The 19,808-nt window shown below is 69.9% G+C and carries 22 protein-coding genes; 5 read left to right on the top strand and 17 right to left on the bottom strand.

Annotated elements, in window-relative coordinates; genetic code table 11:
- The first annotated feature begins 24 nt into the window (after positions 1 to 24).
- Positions 25 to 621, top strand: coding sequence for a TetR/AcrR family transcriptional regulator (locus ABD401_RS04400; protein WP_344602006.1), 597 nt, complete (start codon positions 25 to 27; stop codon positions 619 to 621).
- Between the two features lie 7 nt (positions 622 to 628).
- Here the strand turns inward: ABD401_RS04400 and ABD401_RS04395 are convergent, their stop codons facing one another.
- Positions 629 to 2,227, bottom strand: a complete 1,599-nt coding sequence (locus tag ABD401_RS04395; RefSeq protein ID WP_344602004.1) for a PEP-utilizing enzyme — start codon at positions 2,225 to 2,227, stop codon at positions 629 to 631.
- Positions 2,227 to 3,246, bottom strand: coding sequence for a hypothetical protein (locus ABD401_RS04390; RefSeq protein WP_344602002.1), 1,020 nt, complete (start codon positions 3,244 to 3,246; stop codon positions 2,227 to 2,229). Before ABD401_RS04390 ends, ABD401_RS04395 begins: the two co-directional genes overlap by 1 nt.
- Positions 3,247 to 3,353: 107 nt before the next feature.
- On the opposite strand from ABD401_RS04390, the gene ABD401_RS04385 reads away from it, so the two are divergent.
- From ABD401_RS04385 to ABD401_RS04375, 3 genes are read left to right on the top strand one after another with little or no spacing between them, the layout of a single operon-like run.
- Entirely contained in the window at positions 3,354 to 4,364 is a 1,011-nt protein-coding gene (locus ABD401_RS04385) for a hypothetical protein (RefSeq protein ID WP_344602000.1), read from the top strand.
- The gene (locus tag ABD401_RS04380) at positions 4,361 to 5,203 is read left to right on the top strand and encodes a MaoC family dehydratase (protein WP_344601998.1); all 843 of its coding nucleotides are present in this window, start codon (positions 4,361 to 4,363) and stop codon (positions 5,201 to 5,203) included. Before ABD401_RS04385 ends, ABD401_RS04380 begins: the two co-directional genes overlap by 4 nt.
- Entirely contained in the window at positions 5,200 to 5,736 is a 537-nt protein-coding gene (locus ABD401_RS04375; protein ID WP_344601996.1) for a nuclear transport factor 2 family protein, read from the top strand. The genes ABD401_RS04380 and ABD401_RS04375 overlap by 4 nt, the downstream gene beginning before the upstream one ends.
- 8 nt (positions 5,737 to 5,744) lie before the next feature.
- On the opposite strand, the gene ABD401_RS04370 is transcribed toward ABD401_RS04375, so the two are convergent.
- The 12 genes from ABD401_RS04370 to ABD401_RS04315 form a co-directional block, all read right to left on the bottom strand.
- On the bottom strand, positions 5,745 to 6,146 hold the full coding sequence (locus ABD401_RS04370; protein ID WP_344601994.1) for a type II toxin-antitoxin system VapC family toxin: 402 nt from the start codon (positions 6,144 to 6,146) through the stop codon (positions 5,745 to 5,747).
- A complete protein-coding gene (locus ABD401_RS04365; RefSeq protein WP_344601992.1) occupies positions 6,143 to 6,376 on the bottom strand; it encodes a FitA-like ribbon-helix-helix domain-containing protein in 234 nt (77 codons plus the stop codon). Before ABD401_RS04365 ends, ABD401_RS04370 begins: the two co-directional genes overlap by 4 nt.
- A 40-nt stretch (positions 6,377 to 6,416) precedes the next feature.
- The gene (locus ABD401_RS04360) at positions 6,417 to 8,030 is read right to left on the bottom strand and encodes an AMP-binding protein (protein WP_344601990.1); all 1,614 of its coding nucleotides are present in this window, start codon (positions 8,028 to 8,030) and stop codon (positions 6,417 to 6,419) included.
- An 11-nt stretch (positions 8,031 to 8,041) separates the two neighbouring features.
- Positions 8,042 to 9,694 (bottom strand): methylmalonyl-CoA mutase family protein, encoded by a 1,653-nt coding sequence (locus ABD401_RS04355; protein WP_344601988.1) that lies wholly within the window; start codon positions 9,692 to 9,694, stop codon positions 8,042 to 8,044.
- The gene (locus ABD401_RS04350) at positions 9,691 to 10,083 is read right to left on the bottom strand and encodes a cobalamin B12-binding domain-containing protein (RefSeq protein ID WP_344601986.1); all 393 of its coding nucleotides are present in this window, start codon (positions 10,081 to 10,083) and stop codon (positions 9,691 to 9,693) included. The genes ABD401_RS04355 and ABD401_RS04350 overlap by 4 nt, the downstream gene beginning before the upstream one ends.
- Positions 10,080 to 10,397 carry a 2Fe-2S iron-sulfur cluster-binding protein gene (locus tag ABD401_RS04345; protein ID WP_344601984.1) on the bottom strand — a complete coding sequence of 106 codons (318 nt, stop codon included), beginning with the start codon at positions 10,395 to 10,397 and terminating at the stop codon, positions 10,080 to 10,082. The genes ABD401_RS04350 and ABD401_RS04345 overlap by 4 nt, the downstream gene beginning before the upstream one ends.
- 4 nt (positions 10,398 to 10,401) lie before the next feature.
- Positions 10,402 to 10,737 (bottom strand): hypothetical protein, encoded by a 336-nt coding sequence (locus tag ABD401_RS04340; protein WP_344601982.1) that lies wholly within the window; start codon positions 10,735 to 10,737, stop codon positions 10,402 to 10,404.
- A gap of 99 nt (positions 10,738 to 10,836) precedes the next feature.
- A complete protein-coding gene (locus ABD401_RS04335) occupies positions 10,837 to 11,841 on the bottom strand; it encodes a hypothetical protein (RefSeq protein WP_344601980.1) in 1,005 nt (334 codons plus the stop codon).
- A 12-nt stretch (positions 11,842 to 11,853) separates the two neighbouring features.
- Entirely contained in the window at positions 11,854 to 13,173 is a 1,320-nt protein-coding gene (locus tag ABD401_RS04330; protein ID WP_344601978.1) for a cytochrome P450, read from the bottom strand.
- Positions 13,174 to 13,181: 8 nt separating this feature from the next.
- A complete protein-coding gene (locus ABD401_RS04325; RefSeq protein ID WP_344601976.1) occupies positions 13,182 to 14,756 on the bottom strand; it encodes an ABC transporter substrate-binding protein in 1,575 nt (524 codons plus the stop codon).
- Positions 14,757 to 14,920: 164 nt separating this feature from the next.
- On the bottom strand, positions 14,921 to 15,751 hold the full coding sequence (locus ABD401_RS04320; RefSeq protein WP_344601974.1) for a hypothetical protein: 831 nt from the start codon (positions 15,749 to 15,751) through the stop codon (positions 14,921 to 14,923).
- A gap of 51 nt (positions 15,752 to 15,802) precedes the next feature.
- Positions 15,803 to 16,558, bottom strand: a complete 756-nt coding sequence (locus ABD401_RS04315; RefSeq protein ID WP_344601972.1) for a hypothetical protein — start codon at positions 16,556 to 16,558, stop codon at positions 15,803 to 15,805.
- Between the two features lie 200 nt (positions 16,559 to 16,758).
- On the opposite strand from ABD401_RS04315, the gene ABD401_RS04310 reads away from it, so the two are divergent.
- Entirely contained in the window at positions 16,759 to 17,379 is a 621-nt protein-coding gene (locus ABD401_RS04310) for a TetR/AcrR family transcriptional regulator C-terminal domain-containing protein (RefSeq protein WP_344601970.1), read from the top strand.
- Here ABD401_RS04310 and ABD401_RS04305 read toward each other — a convergent pair.
- The 3 genes from ABD401_RS04305 to ABD401_RS04295 are packed head-to-tail and all read right to left on the bottom strand — an operon-like array spanning position 17,361 to position 19,615.
- Positions 17,361 to 17,594, bottom strand: coding sequence for a transposase (locus tag ABD401_RS04305; RefSeq protein ID WP_344601968.1), 234 nt, complete (start codon positions 17,592 to 17,594; stop codon positions 17,361 to 17,363). The genes ABD401_RS04310 and ABD401_RS04305 overlap by 19 nt on opposite strands.
- 3 nt (positions 17,595 to 17,597) lie before the next feature.
- Entirely contained in the window at positions 17,598 to 19,022 is a 1,425-nt protein-coding gene (locus tag ABD401_RS04300) for an aromatic ring-hydroxylating oxygenase subunit alpha (RefSeq protein ID WP_344601966.1), read from the bottom strand.
- Entirely contained in the window at positions 19,019 to 19,615 is a 597-nt protein-coding gene (locus tag ABD401_RS04295; protein WP_344601964.1) for a TetR/AcrR family transcriptional regulator, read from the bottom strand. The genes ABD401_RS04300 and ABD401_RS04295 overlap by 4 nt, the downstream gene beginning before the upstream one ends.
- Between the last annotated feature and the right edge of the window lie 193 nt (positions 19,616 to 19,808).

Here is a 19,808-nt window from a genome sequence, read left to right as displayed (position 1 = left end):
GGATGTGCGTGCCACGATGGCCGGGTGACCGTCACGGACCGGCCGTATCGGGGCGTCAGCGCCGACAACCGGCGCAGCGAACGCCGGGAGCAGCTGCTGCAGGCGTGCCTGGACGTCGTCGGACGGTCCGGGGTCGCCGGGACGACCGTCGGCGCGATCTGCGAGCAGGCCGGACTCACCAAGCGCTACTTCTACGAGGCGTTCGCCGACCGGGACGCGATCCTCTGCGCGGCCCTGGACGACCTGCACGTCGCGCTGCTGCAGCGGATCCGCACCGCAATCGCGCACGAACCCGACGCCCGCGAGCGCACGCGCCTCACCGCGCGGATGCTCGCCGACACCATGGACGACCCGCGCCTGGCCCGTCTCTTCGTCGAGGCCGCCGCGCTGCCCTCGCTGCACGACCTGCGGCGCCGCGCCTACGACGTCTACGCCGACCTCGTCGCGCACGAGGTCCTCGGCCTGACCGAGCCGAGCCCCCGGGCCCGGCTCGCCACGCAGGTCCTCGTCGCCGGCGCGACCGAGGCCGTCTCGCGTTGGGTCGAGGGCGGCACCGGTCTGACCCGCGACGAGTTCGTCGAGGTCCTGACCGAGCTCGCCAGCGGGGTCGACCAAGGCTGACGGAACGTCAGGCCAGCACGCGCACCACGTTGTTCTCGCCGTCGACGAGGATGCGGTCGCCGTCGCGGAGGACGCTGGTCCCCCGCTCGGTGCCGATCACGTAAGGGATCCCGAGCTCGCGGGCGACGACCGCGCCGTGCGAGGCGGAGCCTCCGACATCGATGACGAGCGCCTCGGCCAGCGACATCAGTGGCGCCCAGCTGGGGTCGGTGAACCGGCAGACGAGGATGTCACCGTCGTCGAGTGCGATCGCGTCGTTGACGTCGAGCAGCACACGCGCCCGGCCCTCGACCTGACCGCCGCCGGAGGCGGAGCCGGAGATCTCGACCGCACCCCGGTCACCCTCGACGGGTGCCTCGGGCACGATCGGCTCGGGCATGCCGCGGAAGAACACCGGCAGCTCGACCTTGCGGTGCGCCTCCCGGTACCCACGGCGCGCGACGACGATCTCGGCGACGTTCTCCAGCCGCCCGGCGGCGAGTTCCTGGCACTCCTCGATCTGCAGGTAGAACACGTCGTCGACCTGCGCGAGGCGGCCGGCGGCGACCTGTTCGGCACCGAAGTCGCGGGCGGCGCGACGAACTCCGTCGATGCACATCAGGTACGCGGCCTTGCCGACCTGCAGCGTCCGCACGATGTTGCGCGTCCGCTTCATCAGCCAGCGCATGGCCGGACGCTTGGCCGCGGGCGTCGCCGCGAGCAGCGCCTTCTCGGCCTCGGCGCCGGCGGCCACCGAGCGCCCCTCACGGTCGCGGGGCCGCTCGACGTCCGCGCGGCCCTGGTACGACTTCACCAGCGCCCGCACCGGGGCCGGGTCCTCGCGCCAGACGCGCGCGTCGGCGTTGCCCTCGTTCGGGCCGTGGTAGCCCCAGAGGCGGAGAAACTCCGCCTCCTCGAGCTGACCCTGCGCCACCTTCCAGAGGTCGTCGGCCATCTTGGTCTCGAAGACCTCGCCGACCCCGGACATCAAGCGCGTTCCCAGCGCGGGATCGCCGGCCTTCTTCGCCAGGTCGGTGATGGCGCTCTGCGCACCGGAGAAGACGAAGCGCCAGGCGCAGTGGTCGGCGAACACCTTCTCGAACCGGTCCCGCGCCGCGACGAGTCGCTCGATGGCCGGGGCCGTGCCGCCGTCGCCGTAGACCTCGCGCTCCCACCACGCCCGCGTCTCGGCGTAGTTGGCGTGCATGACCTTGCCCTGGCGCAGCAGCGCGCGGGGCGCCTTCACGGCGATCACCGGCAGCCGCGACTTCTTGCCCTTCACCGGCGGCGCGTCGGGGCGAACGCTGCCGCACAGGTCGCGTTCGAAGTCGTCACCGGAGACCCCGGGCAGGCTGACGACGATCCCGCGGATCGCGTCGACGTTCAGCGCCGGGCGGCCGTAGAAGATCGACAGGCCCCAGTCGTTGACGTCCGGCGACGCCTTCGCCGACGGCGGCAGGACGCCGAACACCTTCATCGAGTAGAGCCAGCCGCGTTCGGCAGTCTCGCCCCAGATGCTCATGTCCAGCGGGGAGAGAACGTCGGGCGCCGCCTCCCCGAGGTTGGTGGTCGTCCAGTAGCGGCCCGGCTCGCTGGTGCCGAGCGTGGGGTCGGAGATCTCGGGCACTAGACGCCGACCGTCTCGGAGCGGGCGCTCGGGACGTCGGTGTCGGCGTTCTCCGACAGGTCCCACGGGCGGCTCTCCGGGTCGAAGGGCTGGTAACCGAGGAACAGGTTCATGATGACCGCGATCAGGCCGATACCCAGCGCCCAGGTGCTCAGGCCGGCGAGCTCGGTGAGGAACCAGTTGTAGTCGCCGTTGACGACGATCCAGCTCGGCATGCCGATGAGGGCGTAGACGCCGCCGACGGACGCGGGGACCGCCACGAGCATTGCGCTCGCCTTCCAGCCCTTGAGGTGGTGTTGGTAGCGGTAGGCGAACGCGGCCGGCAGCAGGGCGCAGCCGATGGTGTTGCACGGGGTCCACCAGATCGGCAGCTCGTTCCACCACATGGGCTGGTTGCCGTAGTAGTGGTAGATGCCGTTGGATCCGACCAACAGCTCCTCGAAGATCGTGTAGCTCAGGCCGGTGAAGCCGAGCATGATCCAGACCTGCTTCGCCGTGGGCCGCGTCAGCAGGATCTTGAGCATCGTGACCGCGAACGCACCGGCGCCGAACCAGCCGGCGACGATGAACCAGCCCATCTGACGGCCGAACAGCGTGAACGCGTTGTCGGCGTCGTCGACCGGGTAGTAGACCATCCCGATCACGTCGAGGAAGACCTCGGGCACCACGATGATGACGGTGCCGATGCTGGCGCAGAGCGGCAGCCAGTCGCCCTTCTTGATCAGCTCGCGCAGGCACACGAGCAGGCCGGCGAGGCCGAGGCCACCGAGCAGGACGATCGCGATGACGTTGTGCGTCCGGTCGTACGGGAAGTCCGCGTTGGTCGGCACCGGCGGGACGCCGGTGTTCTCGTCCATCACGAGGTCCGGCACCGCGGCCGGCGGGTCGGTGAGCCCGGTGATCAGCAGGTCGAGCACCGCCAGCACGGCGAAGAACCCGAAGATCGTCAGCGCGAACGCGCGGGTACGAGCCCGTTCCTCGGGCGATCGAACCTTGCGAACGGGCATGGGTGTCGACATCGCGGAAGACCTCGCCATCGTGGTCCAGCTCACGGAATAGTTGCGTGGCAAATAGTTGTAACACAGACTTTTATTGGTGCCCAGCCCGCAGCCCGAGGGGAGACGCTGTGCCCAGGTTCCTGTTCGGCGACTTCGACCACCGCGTCACCGTCGGCGCCTTCCGGCCCGACCCGCAGACCATGGCCGTGCAGGAGATGCAGCACGGTCTCCCGCTGCAGGCGACGTGGCTGTACGGCTTCTTCCGGGAGGAATCGGGCCTGGTCTCGGCCATCGAGCGGAAGTTCGTCGGGTCCCTGACCAGCGGCTGCTTCGTCATGACTCAGGACGGGGACGCGGGCAACGAGCTCAACGTCCACCCCGACTCCGGCCGCAGCGCGCGGGGTGAGCTCCGGCGTGTGCTGGAGGGTCCGGAGCGGCGCTGGCACGAGCCGGTGTTCCAGCGCCTCCCCGCCGGCACCGTGCCCGCCGGCGAGCAGCCGATGGACCTGCGCTGGACGGGCGACGCGATCAGCTACCGCGAGGGCGACATCCTCGACCTGTCCGGCCCCCGCGCGGGGCTGGGCGTGCAGTTCTACGTCGCCTCGCGCGCCAACCCGATGCTCTACACGTCGACGTGTCACTGGGTCTCCGGGACGTTCCAGGGCCGCGCGGTCGCCGGACCGCTCTGGATGGACAACTCCTATTGGGTCCACGGCCTGGAATGGAAGGAGTACGGCTACTTCAACGGGCTGCAGGTGGCCTGGCACGTCTTCTGCAACAAGTTCGCGGACGGCACGTTCGAGTGGGGCCACCTCGTCATGGGCCGGGAGGGGTTCACCCCCGGCATCGTGGTGAGCTCCGACGACATCGTCGCGTCCACCCCCGATCTGCACGCGAAGTTCAGCGTCGACGACGGGGCCTGGCCAAAGGCCGCCTCGTTCGACCTCGGCTCGGCGCAGTACGAGTTCACCGGCCCGCCGACCGGCCGGATGACGCAGTTCTCCGCCTCGCGCTGGGCCAACTACCGCGCCCAGTTCGGGCAGACCCGCCTGGTCGGCGACTCCCGCGAACTCGTCGACGGCCTGACCTGGCTGGAGGCGTTCGCCGACCGCATCTCCGAGGACGGACTGATCACGTGACGCTCGACCCCACCTCCGTCGGCGCGACCGCCGACCCCCAGTCGATTCGCTGGACGTCGAAGGACTGCCTGCTCTACGCCCTCGGCGTCGGGGCCGGGACCGACGAACTCGCCTTCACGACCGACAACACCCGCGGTCTCGAGCAGCGCATGCTGCCGACGCAGCCGGTCGTCCTCGGCCTCGGCGCGACCGCGGCCTCGCTCAAGCTCGCGGGGAAGATCGACTGGGTGCGCCTCGTGCACGCCGCACAGGGCGTGGAACTGCTCGCTCCGGTGCCGGTCGAGGGTGAGGCCACGGTGGTCTCGCGCATCGCGGAGCTGTGGGACAAGGGCAAGGCCGCGCTGATCACCGCGGAGTCGACGGCCACCGCGCCCGACGGCACCGACCTGTTCCGCACCCGCATGACGGTGTTCATCGGCGGTGCCGGCGGTTTCGGCGGCGAGCGCGGCCCGTCGGTCGAGGAGGACGAGCCGACCGGCAAGCCCGACGAGACCGTCAGCTACGAGACCCGCCGCGACCAGGCGCTGCTCTATCGCCTCTCCGGCGACCGCAATCCCCTGCACTCCGACCCGGCCTACGCGGCGAAGGCCGGCTTCGACCGCCCGATCCTCCACGGGCTGTGCACGTACGGTTTCGCGGGCCGCGCGGTTCTCCACGCCGCCGCGGGCGGCGACCCCGACCGCGTCCGCTCCATCGACGCCCGCTTCGCCAAGCCCGTCTTCCCCGGCGACACCCTCCACGTCGATCTCTGGAACGTCGACGGCGGTGTGCGCTTCCGCGTCCGCACCGGGGAGGAGACGGTCGTCCTCAACGCCGGGCGCGCGACAATCGCGCCGTGACGCAACCCGGCTGGCAGCCCCTGCTCGACGCGATCGAGACCGCAACCGACGATCGCGTGAAGCACGCGCTGACGATGGTCGCGCGGCACGTGGTCGCCGAGGTGGAGGGCGACATCGAGGGCGTGCTCGCGACGCTGGTGCCGCACCCGACCTACCGGTTCTGGGGTGTCGGCACGAATCGCTCGGTGCTCGACGGCACCGGTCAGGTCCGCGGGTTCTACGACGCCCTGTGCGGCAGCGGGAAGAACCGGCTCGACTACGTGCTCTCCCGCGTCGTGGCGGACGCGTCGACCGTCGTCACCGACGGCGTCATCCACCACGTCCTCGACGGGGCCGACCTCCTCGGTCGCGTCTCCACCCCCGTCGAGCCGGGCCGCTGGTACCACGTCACGTACCAGTCGCTGATCGTCTGGCCGATCGACCCGGACACCGGCCTCCTCACCGGCGAGGAGGTCCACCTCGGCGAGGAGCACACCGTCGTCCGCGAGATCTCCCCGGACGAACTCCCCCACCTGGGCCGCGCCTCCCGCTGAGACTTACGTCAGGCCGTGGGCGGCACGAGGAAACCGCACCGCGGTCCGGTGGCTGAGGCCAGACGTCGGTCAAGTGTCGCGAGATCGGCGCCGAGCGCCTCCGCGACGGCGACGTACAGCGCGTCGTAGGCAGTCAGGTTGTGCCGGAGTTCCCAAACGCGATCCGCGAAGGGGTCGTAGGGGAATCGGGCGACCCGCAGCGCAAGCAGGTCGGCGTGAGCCAGCACCGCTGTGTCCTTCTCGACGGCACCGGTGATCTCACAACGGCGAAGAATGTTCGCGGCCTCGACCTGCATCAGGTGAGGCGCGGCGAGGTCGTCCCCGTCCAGCAGCGCGTCCGCCCACGTCCCGGTTGGACCGCTGTCGATCAGCGCGGCAACGACCACGGACGCATCGACGACCACCGTCACCGGCGATCGGCATCTCGCGCCGCGAGGATGTCCTCCGTGGACACGGTGCTTCCGGTGCGCCGCTTCCGCTCACGAACCGAAGCGGCGAAGGTCTCCGGGTCGGGGCGTCGACTGAGCGCGATCAGCTGAAGGCGCAGATACTCCTGCAGAGAACGCCCGCTGCGAGCTGCGCGCGCTGCCAGCTCGTCCCGCGCGTCGTCGGGAAGGTCGCGGACGGTGATCGAGGCCATGTCAGCATTCTAGCGACAGTTGCAGCACTTTGCTGCTGCCCTACGCGGGCCTCGGAGGTGTGACGTCGCGGGCGGCGGCGGGGTCCGAGAGGAGATCGGGGAGCCGGAACTTCTGGATCTTCCCCGACGGGGTCGTCGGCATCGCGTCGACGACGAACCAGCGGCGGGGGACCTTCGGGCCGGCGAGGGCCTCCCGGGCGAAGGCGCGCCAGGCCTCGGGGTCGGGCTCGGCGCCGGGGGCGAGGCGGACGACGGCGGCGACCTCCTCGCCCATGCGTTCGTCGGGGACGCCGATCACGGCGACCTCGCTGATCGCGGGGTGCTCGACGAGTCGGTCCTCGATCTCGCGGGGATAGATGTTCTCCCCACCACGGATGATCATGTCCTTCAGACGCCCCGTCACCTGACAGTAGCCACGGGGATCCATGACGCCGAGGTCGCCGGTGTGCAGCCACCCGTCGGCGTCGAGCGTCGCCGCGGTCTCGGCCGGCATCCCGAAGTAGCCGTCCATCGTCGTGTAGCCGCGGACGTGGAACTCCCCGACCTCACCGTGCGGGACGACCTGCCCGGTCGCGGGCTCGACGACGCGGACCTCGACCTGCTCCAGCGGCCGGCCTGCCCACGCGGACTTGTCCTCGGGGCTGTCGGTCGGCATCCCCTGCACGATGACGCCGCTGCACTCGGTCTGGCCGTAGCAGGGGACGAAGTTCGCGCCCCACTCCTTCTCCACCCGGCGGATCAGCTCGGCCGGGATCGTCGTCGAGCCGGCCATGATCACCTGGATCGAGGAGTGGTCGCGCTTGGCGAAATCGGGGTGCTCGGACATCGCGAGCAGCATCGTCGGGACGCTGGGGAGGAACGCCGGCCGCTCGGTCTCGATCAGCTCGAGCATGAGCGCGGGGTCGAAGGTCGTGATGATGTGCGCGGCCCGGCTCCACATCGACCCGATGGCCCCGAACGACGAGCCGCCGATGTGGAACATCGGCATCGCGTTCACCCACGATCCCGCGCCGTCGAGGCCGAGGCGGCGGTTGAACAGCCGCGAGTTGTTGCAGAGCGAACGATGGGACAGCATCGCGCCCTTGGGCCGGCCGGTGGTGCCGGAGGTGTACTGCATCATCGCCAGGCTCGACGGGTCGACGTCCGGGAGCGTCGCCGGGGGCCCCGACGCGAACAGGTCGCTGCCGGCGTCGAGCGTGAACGTCGCGCGCAGTGCGGGCAGGCGGTCGCGCACCTTCGCGAGCTCGACGGCGGGGTCGGTCCCCCGGTGCGGCGGCCCGAGGACGATCGCGACGGACCCGGACTGGCCGAGCACGTACTCCAGTTCCGCGGCGGTGTAGGCGGGGTTGATCGCGACGACGGGGATCCCGGCCAGCGCCGCCCCGAACTGGACCAGCTCCCACTCGGCGAGGTTCACCGACCAGATCGCGAGCCGCTCCCCCGGTTCCAGGTGTTCCAGCAGGCGGGCGGCCACGTTCTCCGCCGCCGCGAGGAGCTCGGCATAGGTCCAGCGCCGCCGTTCGGCCGGGTCCGCGGCCCCGTTCAGCAACGCCGGGGCGTCCGGCACCTCGGCCGCGGCCTCCCGCAGCACCCCGCCGACGGTGATGTCGCGCAGCTCCACCGACCGGTCGGCCTCGACGTACGACAACGGCATCTGAGGCTCCATCAATCAAGCGGGACGGGCGGTTCCGTCGCGCCGAACGGGTCGTAGGGGTGGCCGAGGCCGAGCCGGAACGCGCCCCACACCTCTCCGGTGGTGGCGAGGGCGGCGAAGGCGCGCACCATCGCGGGGACGGCGTTCTCCCCGGCCGCGGTCGCGCCGCGGACGTCGCGCAGCGCGGTTCGCACCGGTTCGAGGTCCCGCGCCGCCTTGCGCTCGCGGAACGCCGCGAGGTGGGCAGCGACCGCGGCGTGATCGACCTGGAACCGCGGCGGCGGGGTGAAGTGCGTCGGGCGGAACGCGTTGACCCCGACCTTGAGCCGCTCCCCGGCCTGCATCTCCCGCTCGACGCGGTGGTTGTGATCGTCGATCAGCTCCTCGAGCCGGCCCGACCCGACCGCCGGCAGCAGGCCCTGCGCCTCGATCTCGCCGAGCAGCTTGAGCGCCGCGGCCTCGAGCTCGTCGGTCAGCGCCTCGACGTACCAGCTGCCGCCGAGCGGGTCCGCGGTCCGCGCGGCCCCGACCTCGTGGGCGAGGATCTGCTGGGTGCGGATCGCGAGCTCACGCGCCTCCGGGGTCGGGATGGACACCGGCTCGTCGTAGGTGCACGTCTCGACCGACTGCACCCCACCGAGGATCGCGGCGAGCGTCTGGACCGTCGCCCGCGCCAGGTTGTTCAGCGGCTGCTGGTACGGCAGCGAACGACCCGAGGTGTGGCACGCGATGCGCAACCGCTGGCTGCGGACGTCCTGCGAACCGAACCGGTCCCGCATCGTGCGCGCCCACACCCGGCGCAGCGCGCGGAACTTCGCGACCTCCTCGAACAGGTCCACGTCCGCTGTCGAGACCCACGCCATCGACGGCGCGATCTGATCGACGTCGATGCCACGCACCGCGAGGTCAGCGAGGGTCTGGTTGACGATCGCCATCCCGACCGCGATCTCCGAGACCGGCGTCAGGCCCCGCTCGCGCAGGTTGTAGCACTGCGGGAACCCCGTCGCCCACCGCGGCGTGTACCGGGCGACGTGCTCCAACACGTCCACGGTCGCCCGCTGCGCCAGATCGACGGGCAGCAGCTTCTCGCCGTACCCGGACAGGGTGAGCGTCACGTGGTCGGGCATGTGCGACCCCTGAAGCCGCGTCAGGTCGTAGCCCTGCTGCTCGGCGTAAGCCAGAACCAACGGGTACAGCCCGACGGTGGCGTGCCACGCGATGTCGGTCGTCGTCAGGTCGATGCCGTCGAGCAGGACCTCCAGGTCCGGCAGCCAGGTCAGCGAGCAGCCCTCACTGCCGACCTCGGGCCCGAACATCGGGTGGTCCGGGTCGAGCGCCTCCTGGCTCAGCGTGTCGAGGACGACGTCGAGGCCAGTCGCGCCCTGGGCGCGGGCGGCCTCCAGCCCGGCGCGGGTGTCGGCGGGAGTCCCGTACCCGACGATCGTGCGCTGGGTCCACATCCGGCTGCGGTACATCTGCGGGTACGACCCGCGCGCGAACGGGAACTGGCCCGGGTCGCCGAGGTTCTCGACGTAAATCTCGTCCGGCTCCGCCGGCCCGTACGCCCCGTCGGTCTCCAACCCGCCCCAGGTGCGCGTGCGCGAGAGCCGCAGGTGGGCGTCGTCGACCTCGGGGAACGGCCGGCGCTCGTCGGGGCCGCTCACAGCGCCCTCGCCAGTCCGCCGACGTAGTCCAGGATCGCGTCTGGGGTCGAGTCCGGGCCGAACACCACCGCGACGCCGAGCGAGCGTAGGTGCTCGACGTCCTCGGGGTGGATCAGCCCGCCCACCATCACCGGGATGTCCTGCGCCCCGACGCGGCGCAACTCGGCCGTCAGGTCCGCGACGTAGTGCGTGTAGGTGCTGACGCTGAAGCTGACCCCGATCGCGTCGACGTCCTCGGCGACCGCGGCCGCCGCCATGCCCGCTGCGCTGTTGTGCTCGCCCAGGTAGATGACCTCGACCCCGGCGTCGCGCAGGATCCGCGACACCGTACGCAGACCGCGCGAGTGCACGTCGACCCCGAGCATTCCCAGAAGCACCCGCACCCTCATGACGCCGCCTCGTTCGGCCACTTCTTGACGCCCCGCTTGGTGACGACGACGTCGCCGGTCACGGTGGTCTGGCACGCGAGCCGTAGTCCGCCGTCCTTGGCCTCCTTGAGCGCGTCGAGACCTTCGGCCTCGAGGTCACCGATCGGGCCGCAGTTCTCGCGGCCGGACTCGACGGTCATGACGCAGGTCCGGCACGTCCCGTTGCCCCCGCAGATCGTCGGCCAGCGGTAGCCCTGCCGAGCAGCGGCACGAAAGACCGTCTCGTCGGGGTTCGGCTCCAGCCGGATCCCGGACGGACGCACCGTCACCGTCACGAACTCAGTCCACCGGGAGATAGAACGCGGCCCGGATCGACGCGAGGTCCAGGGTGGAGCTCATGCCACGACTCAGGTGCTTCGTCCGCCCCAACTGCGCCTTGATCGCCTCGACGTCCTCGGCCGTCTCGGCCTCGATCTCGTAGACGGCGACGTAGGTGGCCGGCTCCGGAATTCCCGCCGCCAGCGGGATCCCGCTCGCACGCAGGCGCCGGAAGGACACCGCCGCGCCGCGGTCGATCATCTCGGGAGCGTGCTCCTCGCTGTACCACCGGTTGAACTCGTCCTCGTCCGCCCCCGCCGTAGGCTCGCTGAGAACGATGAGCAGGCCCTTCGCCATTCCGCCTCCGCGCGCTAGAAAGTCGACCACCAGACTACTGAGAACTAGACTTTCCTGCCAGGGCGGATCTCGACCTGACGAGACATCAGATTCGAGCAGTCAGGCGAGGCCGTCCGCCGCGATACGGTCGGCGAAGCTCTCCAGCCACGTGTGACCGTCGGCGATCTCGCGCCGGTCGTTGAGGCGACGGGTCTGCCCGGTCTGCGCCCGGTACTCCGGGCCGCGGGCCGCGGAGAACTGCGTCATCCGCCCGCTCACCGGGCCACTGAACTCGTACTGCAGGTCACCCACGTCGTACGCCACCGAGGTGGGCCACCCGGCGTCGTCGAGGGCGTACTTGGTCCTAAGTCCTGAGGTCGAGGCCACCAGTCGATCGCCGTTGACCACCGCACCGGTCGTGAATCCGTCCCGCCCGGTGACGAAGTGGCCCCATTCGAGACTGCCGTCCGTGAACCGGTTGCAGAAGATCTGCCAGGAGACCTCCACCGACTTCCAGTAGACGTCGTCCTTGTAGTCCCGACCGTGCGCCCAGTAGGCGTTGTCCATCCACAGCGGGCCGGACACCGGTCGGCCGAGGACGGTGCCGGACGCCCAGTGACAGATGACGGTGTAGAGCATCGGGTGCGCCCGCGACGCCGAGAAGACCTGGATACCCAGCCCGGCACTGGGACCCGCGAGCGTCAGGATGTCGCCCTCCGAGTAGCTGATGGACTCGTGCCGCCAGCGCAGCTCCATCGACTGCTCGTCCTCGTTGCCGATCCCCTCGGGCAGCCGGGAGAACACCGGGTCGGACCAGACCCGTTCCGGACCGTCGAGCTTCCGACGGACCTCTCCCCGGGCGCTGCGCCCGGTCGCCGGCGACAGACCCAGCTCGCCGGTCTCGTAGTCCTCCCGCAGGACGAAGCAGCCGCTCGTGAGACCGCCGACGAACTTGCGCTCGACACCGAAGGTGGCGCCGTGGTCGTCCGAGAAGAAGCCGTAGATGTACGTGGCCTGCAGGGGTAGCCCGAACTGCGGGTCCTCGACCCGCATCGTCTCCGGGTCGGGCCGGAACGCTCCGACCACGGCTTGATGATCGAAGTCGCCGAACAGGTGCCGTGCCATGGTGCCTCCAGATCACGGTGCGGCGGTGAAACGGAGCGGTAGCTCCGGGTAGCCGTGCAGTACGAAGCTGCGGTGCCGTTCCAGCTCATGGGGTTCACAGGCCAGGCGGATCTCGCGAAGCCGATCGAGCAGCAGTTCACCCGCGACTCGCAGCTCCAGCCGCGCGACGCTCGAGCCCAGGCAGAAGTGCTCGAACCGGCCGAACGTGAGGTGCGGCGTGCGCCGAGCCTCCGACGACAGGAAGTCAGGGTCGGGGAAGGCCTCGGGGTCGCGATTCGCCGAGCCGAACACCAGCCACAGCAATGCCCCCGCGGGCACGTCCACGTCACCGATCCGCGTTGCGCGGGTGGCGGAGCGGAACATGCCCTGCACCGGCGCCTCGAGCCGAAGCATTTCCTCCAGCAGGGCCGGGAGCAGCTCCGGCTCGCGGCGCACCCGCGCCGCCAGGTACGGCTCGGTCGCGAAGCGATGCATCATCGACGTGATCATCAACGTGGTCGTCTCGTGTCCGCCGACCAGGAACTGAGCCAGCATCAGAAGGATCTCGTCGTCGGTCAGCGGCTCGACGCCGTCCATTCGCGCGTGCACCAGGTCGGTGAGCAGGTCGTCCTGCCCACGCGCCCGCCGACGGGCGATCTGCTCGGTGAAGTAGTCGTAGAACGCGTCGATGTCCGCGAACATCTGCGCGACCTCCGCGGCCGGCTTGTCGGCCGACCCGACTCCGGCCGTGAACGCATTGGCCCACCGCTTGAAGTCGGCCAGGTCCGAGGGCGGGACACCGAGCATGGTGGCGATCACCGTCATCGGCAGCGGGAGCGCGAACTCCCGCACCAACTCGACCTCGCCGCGCGCGGCGAACCCGTCGATCATCGTGGCGGCGAGCTCGCGGACCTCAGGTTCCAACGCCGCGATCCGGCGGGGACTGAACGCCGAGGCCACCAGGGCGCGCTGTCGTTTGTGCTGCGGCGGGTCGGCCAGCAGCAGCACCGGCGTCTCGGCCATCCGCAGCCGTCGGGCCGCCTGGTTCCGCAATCGCTCCGGACGGGCGGGGTCGTCCACGATCCGCTGCGCCAGACCCGTGATCGACGTCGGCCCACTGGCCATCGCCGAGGAGAAGGTCAGAGGGTCCCGCAGGATCTCCATCACGTCCGCGTACCGAGTCACCACGTAGGCGTCAAGACGAGCGTCGAACCAGACAGGTTCCCGGTCGCGGAGCACGTCGTAGAGCGGGAAGGGGCATCGGACCAGCTCCGGCTCCAACTCGTACAAGCGACCGAAGTCGGTCGGAGCGTACGGACACGTCGGTGCCGCCAACTGCTCTCCTGCACTCATTCGACTCCTCATGTGGGTTGTTCCTGACGCCCGAGCGCGGTGTCCGGCACCGGGGCCTGCGCCGCAGGTTTCTCCAGCCGCTTGCTGGCACCGAAACAGGTCGGCTTGCTGCCGCTCACCGCGGAGAATCCGTTCACGTCGAGCTTGAGCCCGTAGTAGCAGTCCACGTTCGCCGCGGGCTTGCCCTCGCTGAAGGTCACTCCGGGGCTGAGTCCGTCGAGCCTCTCCGTCTTCACCTTCCAGAGGCCTTCGAGGATCATCGCCGTGGTCACGGTACCCGCCCGCGCCTTGTCGGCGACGTTGGCCAGGGAAGCCTCGAACAACTTGCCGGCCGCCCACCCGAACAGCGCGTTCTGCTCCAGGACGGCACTGGGCGCGTAGCGACGCATCGCGTCGGTGAACGCCTTGACAGCCGGCGAATCGGTGACGGTGTAGGGAACGAGTTGCGTGCCGAGATACATGGTGTTCCGTCGCAGGCCGTTGTCGGCCGCGGCCGCCGCGCTCACCGCGATCGACCCCGTCGCGATGACCGGCGTGTAGTTCAACGACGAGCAGGATCGAACGGCGCGGATCGCGGCCGACCCGTCCAGCCCGACCCACAACAGGTTGACGCCCGCGGACTTGAGCTGCTGGCACTCGGCGGTGAAGTCCGGTTGGGTCAGCGACGTCGCGATGACCGGACCCAACTCGACGCCGGCTCGTTCCACACTCTTCGGGAAGTTGTTCCGCAGGCTCGTGCAGATCGAGGCCTCGACGCAGTAGACCATGCCGGCCTTGACCGCTCCGCCGATCGCTTTCGACGCGTCGATCACGCTGCCGTCGTAGGCGGTCAACGGCGAGCCGCCCGTGGAGAACAGGTACGGACTCTGCAGCCAGTCCACCGTCGTGAGGTCGCCGCCGACCACGGGAACCTTGTCCCGCTCCGCCGCCGTGCGCAGCGCTGCGTTCGCGACGGGAGCGCCGGAAGCGACGATCGCCACGGCGCCGCGGTCGTGGACCATCGAGTTCCAGTTCGCCGACACCCGAGCCGCGTCGGAGCCGTCGTCGAGCTGGATCAGCTGCACGGGGTGGCACTGCACGCCACCTCGAGAGTTGACGTCCTTCGCCCAGACCGCGAGCCCGGTACGCAGGCCGGCGATCGCGGCACCGACGAGCCCGGACGAGGCAAGCGTCTGCCCCAGGACGATCGGCGCCAGCGGTGCCGTGCAGGTCGCCGCCTGCGCCTGCGTGGCCACCGTCCGATCGGCGGCCGCCACGCTCTTCGACCCGGCGGGCGCGGCCACGCGGTCCGCCGTTCCCGGCGCGGTCACCACCGACGCGGTGGCCTCGGAGACATCGGCAGCGAGGGCCCCCGGAGCGGGGACGTCGGCCGCCACCGCGCCGGTCCCGGGCGCGGCGGCCCCCGGCACGACTGCACCCTGGTTGTTCCGGGCCGCGTCCACGGGGCCGTACCCGTTGCCGACCGCAACGACCCGTTCGTGATCCACCCGGTTCCCGCACCCGGCCACCAGGGCCAGGCAGACGCCGCACGCGACGAGAGCGGCGCGAGTCGACGCGCGGCGGGTCGACAGCACTCGAGACATCCGATCCTTCTTCCGGAAAAGGGCGCGCGGGGGCGCCTGACGTCGTGCTTGCGTGGGCGGCGCACGGCAGCGCGCCGCAGGCGAGCCATCAGTGCCCCCGCAGTGGAGCGGCGACGACGCCGGCGGCAGTCGCCGCTCCACTACTCCTCGGGCCAGAAGAGGCCTCAGGCCGGAACGGCCTCCCGCTCAGGTCGCGGAACCGCGACGAGCGCTTCGCGCGTCACCGGGCCGAACAGGTACTTGCCCATGAGGTAGGCACTGCTCGCCGCGATCGTGGTGCTGGTGAAGGCCGCCAGCACACGCCAGCCACCGGGGATGTCCAGGTTGATGGCCGCGTAGGTCGGCCAGCCGGCCCACAGTTCCCAGGCCGAGAAGCTGCACACGACGAGCGGGATGGCCGCGAGCCCACCCTTGGCGGGGCCCCAGTACTGGATCGCGAGGAAGAGCAGGAAGCCGGCCAGCATCTCGCCGTAGTTCACCGGCACCCACCACAGCGGGAAGTCGGTGCCGACGCGCCAGGGCTGCTCGCCGTAGTAGTCGTACAGGCTGGTGAGGAGGAAGCCCTCGAGGAAGATGTTGAAGACGGCCTGGCCGATCAACGCACCGACGAAGATCCGCCAGCTCCGCGTGGCGAAGGCCTTGTAGAACGCGTAGCAGGCGAGACCACCGAACGCGGTGTAGGTGCACATCGTCCACCACGGGTAGTGGATCGGCTGGGCCAGGTCGGGGAACTGCGTCCACGCGGTGTGGTTCCCGTGGAAGAAGCGAACGCCGCCGAGGGCGTCCCAGATCGGTTCGCTGAGACTGCATCCCAGACTGCCGACCAGGCAGAGCAGGAGGAGCGGAGAACGACGGCGCGCGAGTTCGACGAACGCGAAGAGCACGATCAACGCGGAGACGATCACTCCACCGGTGGTGAAAGCCTCCGCCCGCTCGGGCGAGATCGTCGGTATCTGGGTGATGTCCCGTTCTAGAGGTAGGGCAGCAACGATCATGGCCGACTTCCTGGGAGTAGGGAATCTTCAACTAAGCAATCTGAGGTGCCGTCAGTAGTTGACGGCATCGACCCGTGGCCGGACCGGGACCAGCTCCGCGCGGACACCCGGCTCACTGCCCTCGGCGATCTGGCGGTTCAGCGCCTCGTGCACGCACCAGGTCGTGGCAGCGATCCAGGCGCAGAAGGCGGCCAGCGGCAGGTAGAACCCGAGCAGTCCGTTCCAGGCGAACGGACCGTCCTTGAAGTACAGAACGGTGCCGGCCGGCAGGATCAGGACGGCGACCCACAGGTTCAGGTAGCCCAGCCAGCGCGGCAGGATCGGCTCGTCCCGACGGTCAATCAGAATCGCCGCTCCGATGGCGAGGATCTGCACCCAGGCCGACCAGATGACGGTCATGAACAGGATCCAGCCGAGGTCGTTCATGGCCCGGGTGACGTCGGGGGCGCGGCCGTCGAAACGGAACGCGGTCGCCATCCAGACACCGATGGGCGTGATGAACTCCAGCGAGAGCAGCGCACAGGACGCCATCTGCACGTCCGCCAGTCCGCGGGCGCCGTCGATCCGCTTGAGCTGGCCCGAGATGGCGATCGCCCACGGCACGAGCAGGGCCGAGCCGGCCATGGACACGACCATGCCGAGCTTGATGGCTCCGGTGTGGTCGGCGTACTTGCCGACGATCTGATCGGGGTCCAGGCCCGGGTCGTGCGGCGGGATGAACCCCGCGACCAGCACGAATGCGCCGACCCACAGCACCACCATGGCCGGTCCGGCCCAGATCAGAACCCGATGCACCCGTGCTTCCACGGCACAGCCCTCCTGCGTTCCGAGGCGCGCGAACGGGCGTCTTGCGGTGATTCCCCGCTCGCTCCGAGAGACGTACGTCGTACGATAGAGCTGTACGCTACGGCTGTACGTTACTCTTGTTCCGTACAGAGTCAAGGGGGTGGAACATGTCGGCGGAGCGTGCGGTCTCCCGTCGTTACAGACCGCCCCGGTCCACGTCGTTGCCGGCGGTACTGGACGCGGCGCTGCGCATCGTCGACGCCGAGGGCGTCGAGGCGCTGAGCATGCGTCGGCTCGCCGACGACCTCGGCATCGGCGCGATGACGCTCTACCGCTACGTCGCGACCAAGGACACGCTCTACGACGAGCTCGTCACCCTCGTCCTGGGTGACCTCGCGTCCGACCCGGCACCCGACGCCCCCTGGCGGGCGCAGCTGGAGGAGGTCCTCACCGGCCTCCACAACGAACTGCGTGCCCACCCGGGCATCACCGAGATCATCCTGACCCGGCGCGTCCCGACGCCGGCCTTCGACCGGCACCGCGAGATCGTGCTCGCCGTCCTTCGCGAGGCCGGGTTCTCGGTGGAGTCCGCCGTGGACGCCCTCACGTCACTGATCTGCTACACCCTCGGATTCTCCCACGTGGAGCGAATCCGCGGCGGGGTCGACCGCGAGGAGGAGGCTCGTCGGCTGAAGAGCCTCCCCACGGAGGAGTTCCCGCACCTGATCGAGGCGGCGACGTCCTATCCCGGCCACCTCAGCGACCGCGCGTTCTCCACCGGTCTCGGCGCGATGCTGGACGGTCTCGAACGAGCACTCGACGCTCAGACCGGCCGAACCTGAGCCGCTGAGTTCGCGCGACGGACGGCGAGGCGGCCGATCCAGCCGAGCAACTGGCGGTTGGCGTAGGTCAGATCTCCCTCGTGCCACTGGCCGAGGTCGTCGAAGATCCCGGTCTTCCCGGTGGCCGGGTCGGTGACGTCCACGCGGCCGTCGGGGCGGGCGGTGTAGACGTACCCGTTGATGGGGTCGACGAGCTTCTTCTGTTCCGCAGCCATGCCTCAGCGCTCCACATAGCTGGTCAGGGTCTGGTGGAACTGGCGGATCCGGCTCTCCTGGTACTGACCGAGCGTCAGACCGGACTTGCGGGTCGTCTTCATCCCCCGCTGGACCGACACCATGTTGTCGATGTCCTGGTCGAAGACCGGGCCGAGCAGACCGAGCTCGGGGACGTCGGTGAAGGCCGTGTCCTCCGGCACCCAGATCACCTTCGCCGGCGGCGGCTTCGGGCCGCCGGCGGGCGGGTCGGCCAGGATGAACGTCTCGAAGATGCAGGTGTCCGGGTCGAAGCCGTTGGGCCGCCAGCGGTAGCAGATGTTCGACTTCATCCCGCCCCACGGGTGGAAGTTCGGGAAGACCGTGTGCTGCACGGTGTCGAGCAGTTCGGAGTCCGAGAGCTGCGAGAAGTCGCGGCCGGAGATCTTCGAGAACTGCTTGCGGGTCTCCTCGGCGAGGACCTCACGAGCCGTCTTGCCGGGCGGGATCTCCGGCAGCCCGTTCTCCCCCGGCTGCAGGTCGCGGCCGGTGTCGGCGGAGTAGAACGTCCGCGCGGCGTAGAACGACTCGAGGACGTCCTCCTCGTCGACGAAGTCCGCGACGTGCGGGCTCGGCGCGCCCTGGACGTTGATCATCCGGTTCCAGTGCGGCTCGTCCGAGGTCGCGTCGTACTGGGTGTTGGCGTCGGCCGTCCACGTCAGGATCTGAGGGTGCGTCGCGATGACGTGATAGGTCTCCATGAAGGCCTCCTGCGCGGCCTTCCAGTTCAGCGGCAGGATCTTCGCGGTGTGGACCGCCTTGTAGCGCTCCTCGATCGGCCAGATCCAGAGCTCGTCGAACGTGCCGAGGAACTCCGCCAACGTCTGGGTCGAGGACTCGTCCGGGTTGAGAAAGACCCAGCCGCGCCAGGTGTCCACGCGGGCCTCGGGGAGCTGCATCCTCGACTTGTCGACGTGCGGGAAGTCCCACTCGCACGGGATGTTCTTCAGGCTGCCGTCGAGGTTCCAGGTGAACCCGTGGAACGTGCAGCGGAGCTCCGGCACGTTGCCCCCGCGGTCGCGCAGCATCCGCGCGCGGTGCAGGCAGGCGTTGACGTACGCACGGATCCCGTCCTCCGTCCGCATCACGATGTAGGAGAGGTCGCCGATCTCGTAGAGCACGTGGTCCCCGACGTTCGGGATCTCGTCCTCCAGGCAGACCATCTGCCACACGCGGTACCAGAGTTTCTCCATCTCGAGCTTCGCGAACTCGGGCGAGGTGTAGCGCTCGATCGGGATGTCGGTCGGGTCGATCTGGTCGTTGCGGTTGTAGCGCAACGAGGCCGGCACCGGCCGGCTGTCGCGGTCCAGGTACTCCTGGACGCTCGGGCCCGGCGACCGGGGGCGGTCGGTGCTGGGCCGTTCGGTGCCCGGCCGTTCGGTGGTGGTCATACGGCGCCTCCAGCGAGGACGGGCGGGACGACGAAGTCGGCGAACCAGGCGCGGACGTCACCGTCAGGGACGAGCTCTCCTCGTTCGGAGACGAGGACGTGTTGGGTGAGGAACCAGCGGACGATGCGCTCGTTCGACAGGTGGGCCGCGATCTCCCCACGAGCGCGGCCGTACTCCAACAGCGGCCCCCAGTACTCGTACTGCGCCGCGGCGAGCGCCTCGTCGTGACTCATCAGCTCGGCGGTGATCGCCGTCGCCTCGGCCACCAGCGTCACGTTCGCCATCCAGTCGTGGGCCAGGTCGTGGCCGGCGACGAGCGAGTCGAGGATCAGCGGCGCGACCGGGCCGGACAGCGTGATGCGGCTCCAGCGTTCCGCGTTGACCGCACGCACCTCGGCGATCATCACCTGCCGCACGAGCTCCTCGCGGCTCGCGAAGTACCGGTACAGGTTCGGCCGGGCGACCCCCGCGAGCGCCGCGACCTCGTCCAGCGGCGTCGCCGCGATCCCGTTCTGCCGGAACAACGTCCGCGCCGCGTCGAGGATCCGCTCCCGCGCCGTCCGCGGGGCCGCTTCCACCGACGCCTTCGTCATGGACCCGACGATACACATCTGCCGTAGTTGTATCAATACCCGCGCCGCGTGGACGCGCTTCACTCGTCGGCGCCAGGCCTTACTCGCCCGGTCGGGCGAGTAAGGGCTGTCGGTGGCGAGTGAAGCGCGATCCCGAGGGCGCGGGCAGGGCCGGCGCGATACGGCGGGCGGAGCGGTGTATCGGGGGAACGGG

Source organism: Sporichthya brevicatena (assembly GCF_039525035.1).
GTDB classification, from domain to species: domain Bacteria; phylum Actinomycetota; class Actinomycetes; order Sporichthyales; family Sporichthyaceae; genus Sporichthya; species Sporichthya brevicatena.
This window is presented reverse-complemented; position numbering and strand designations above follow the sequence as displayed.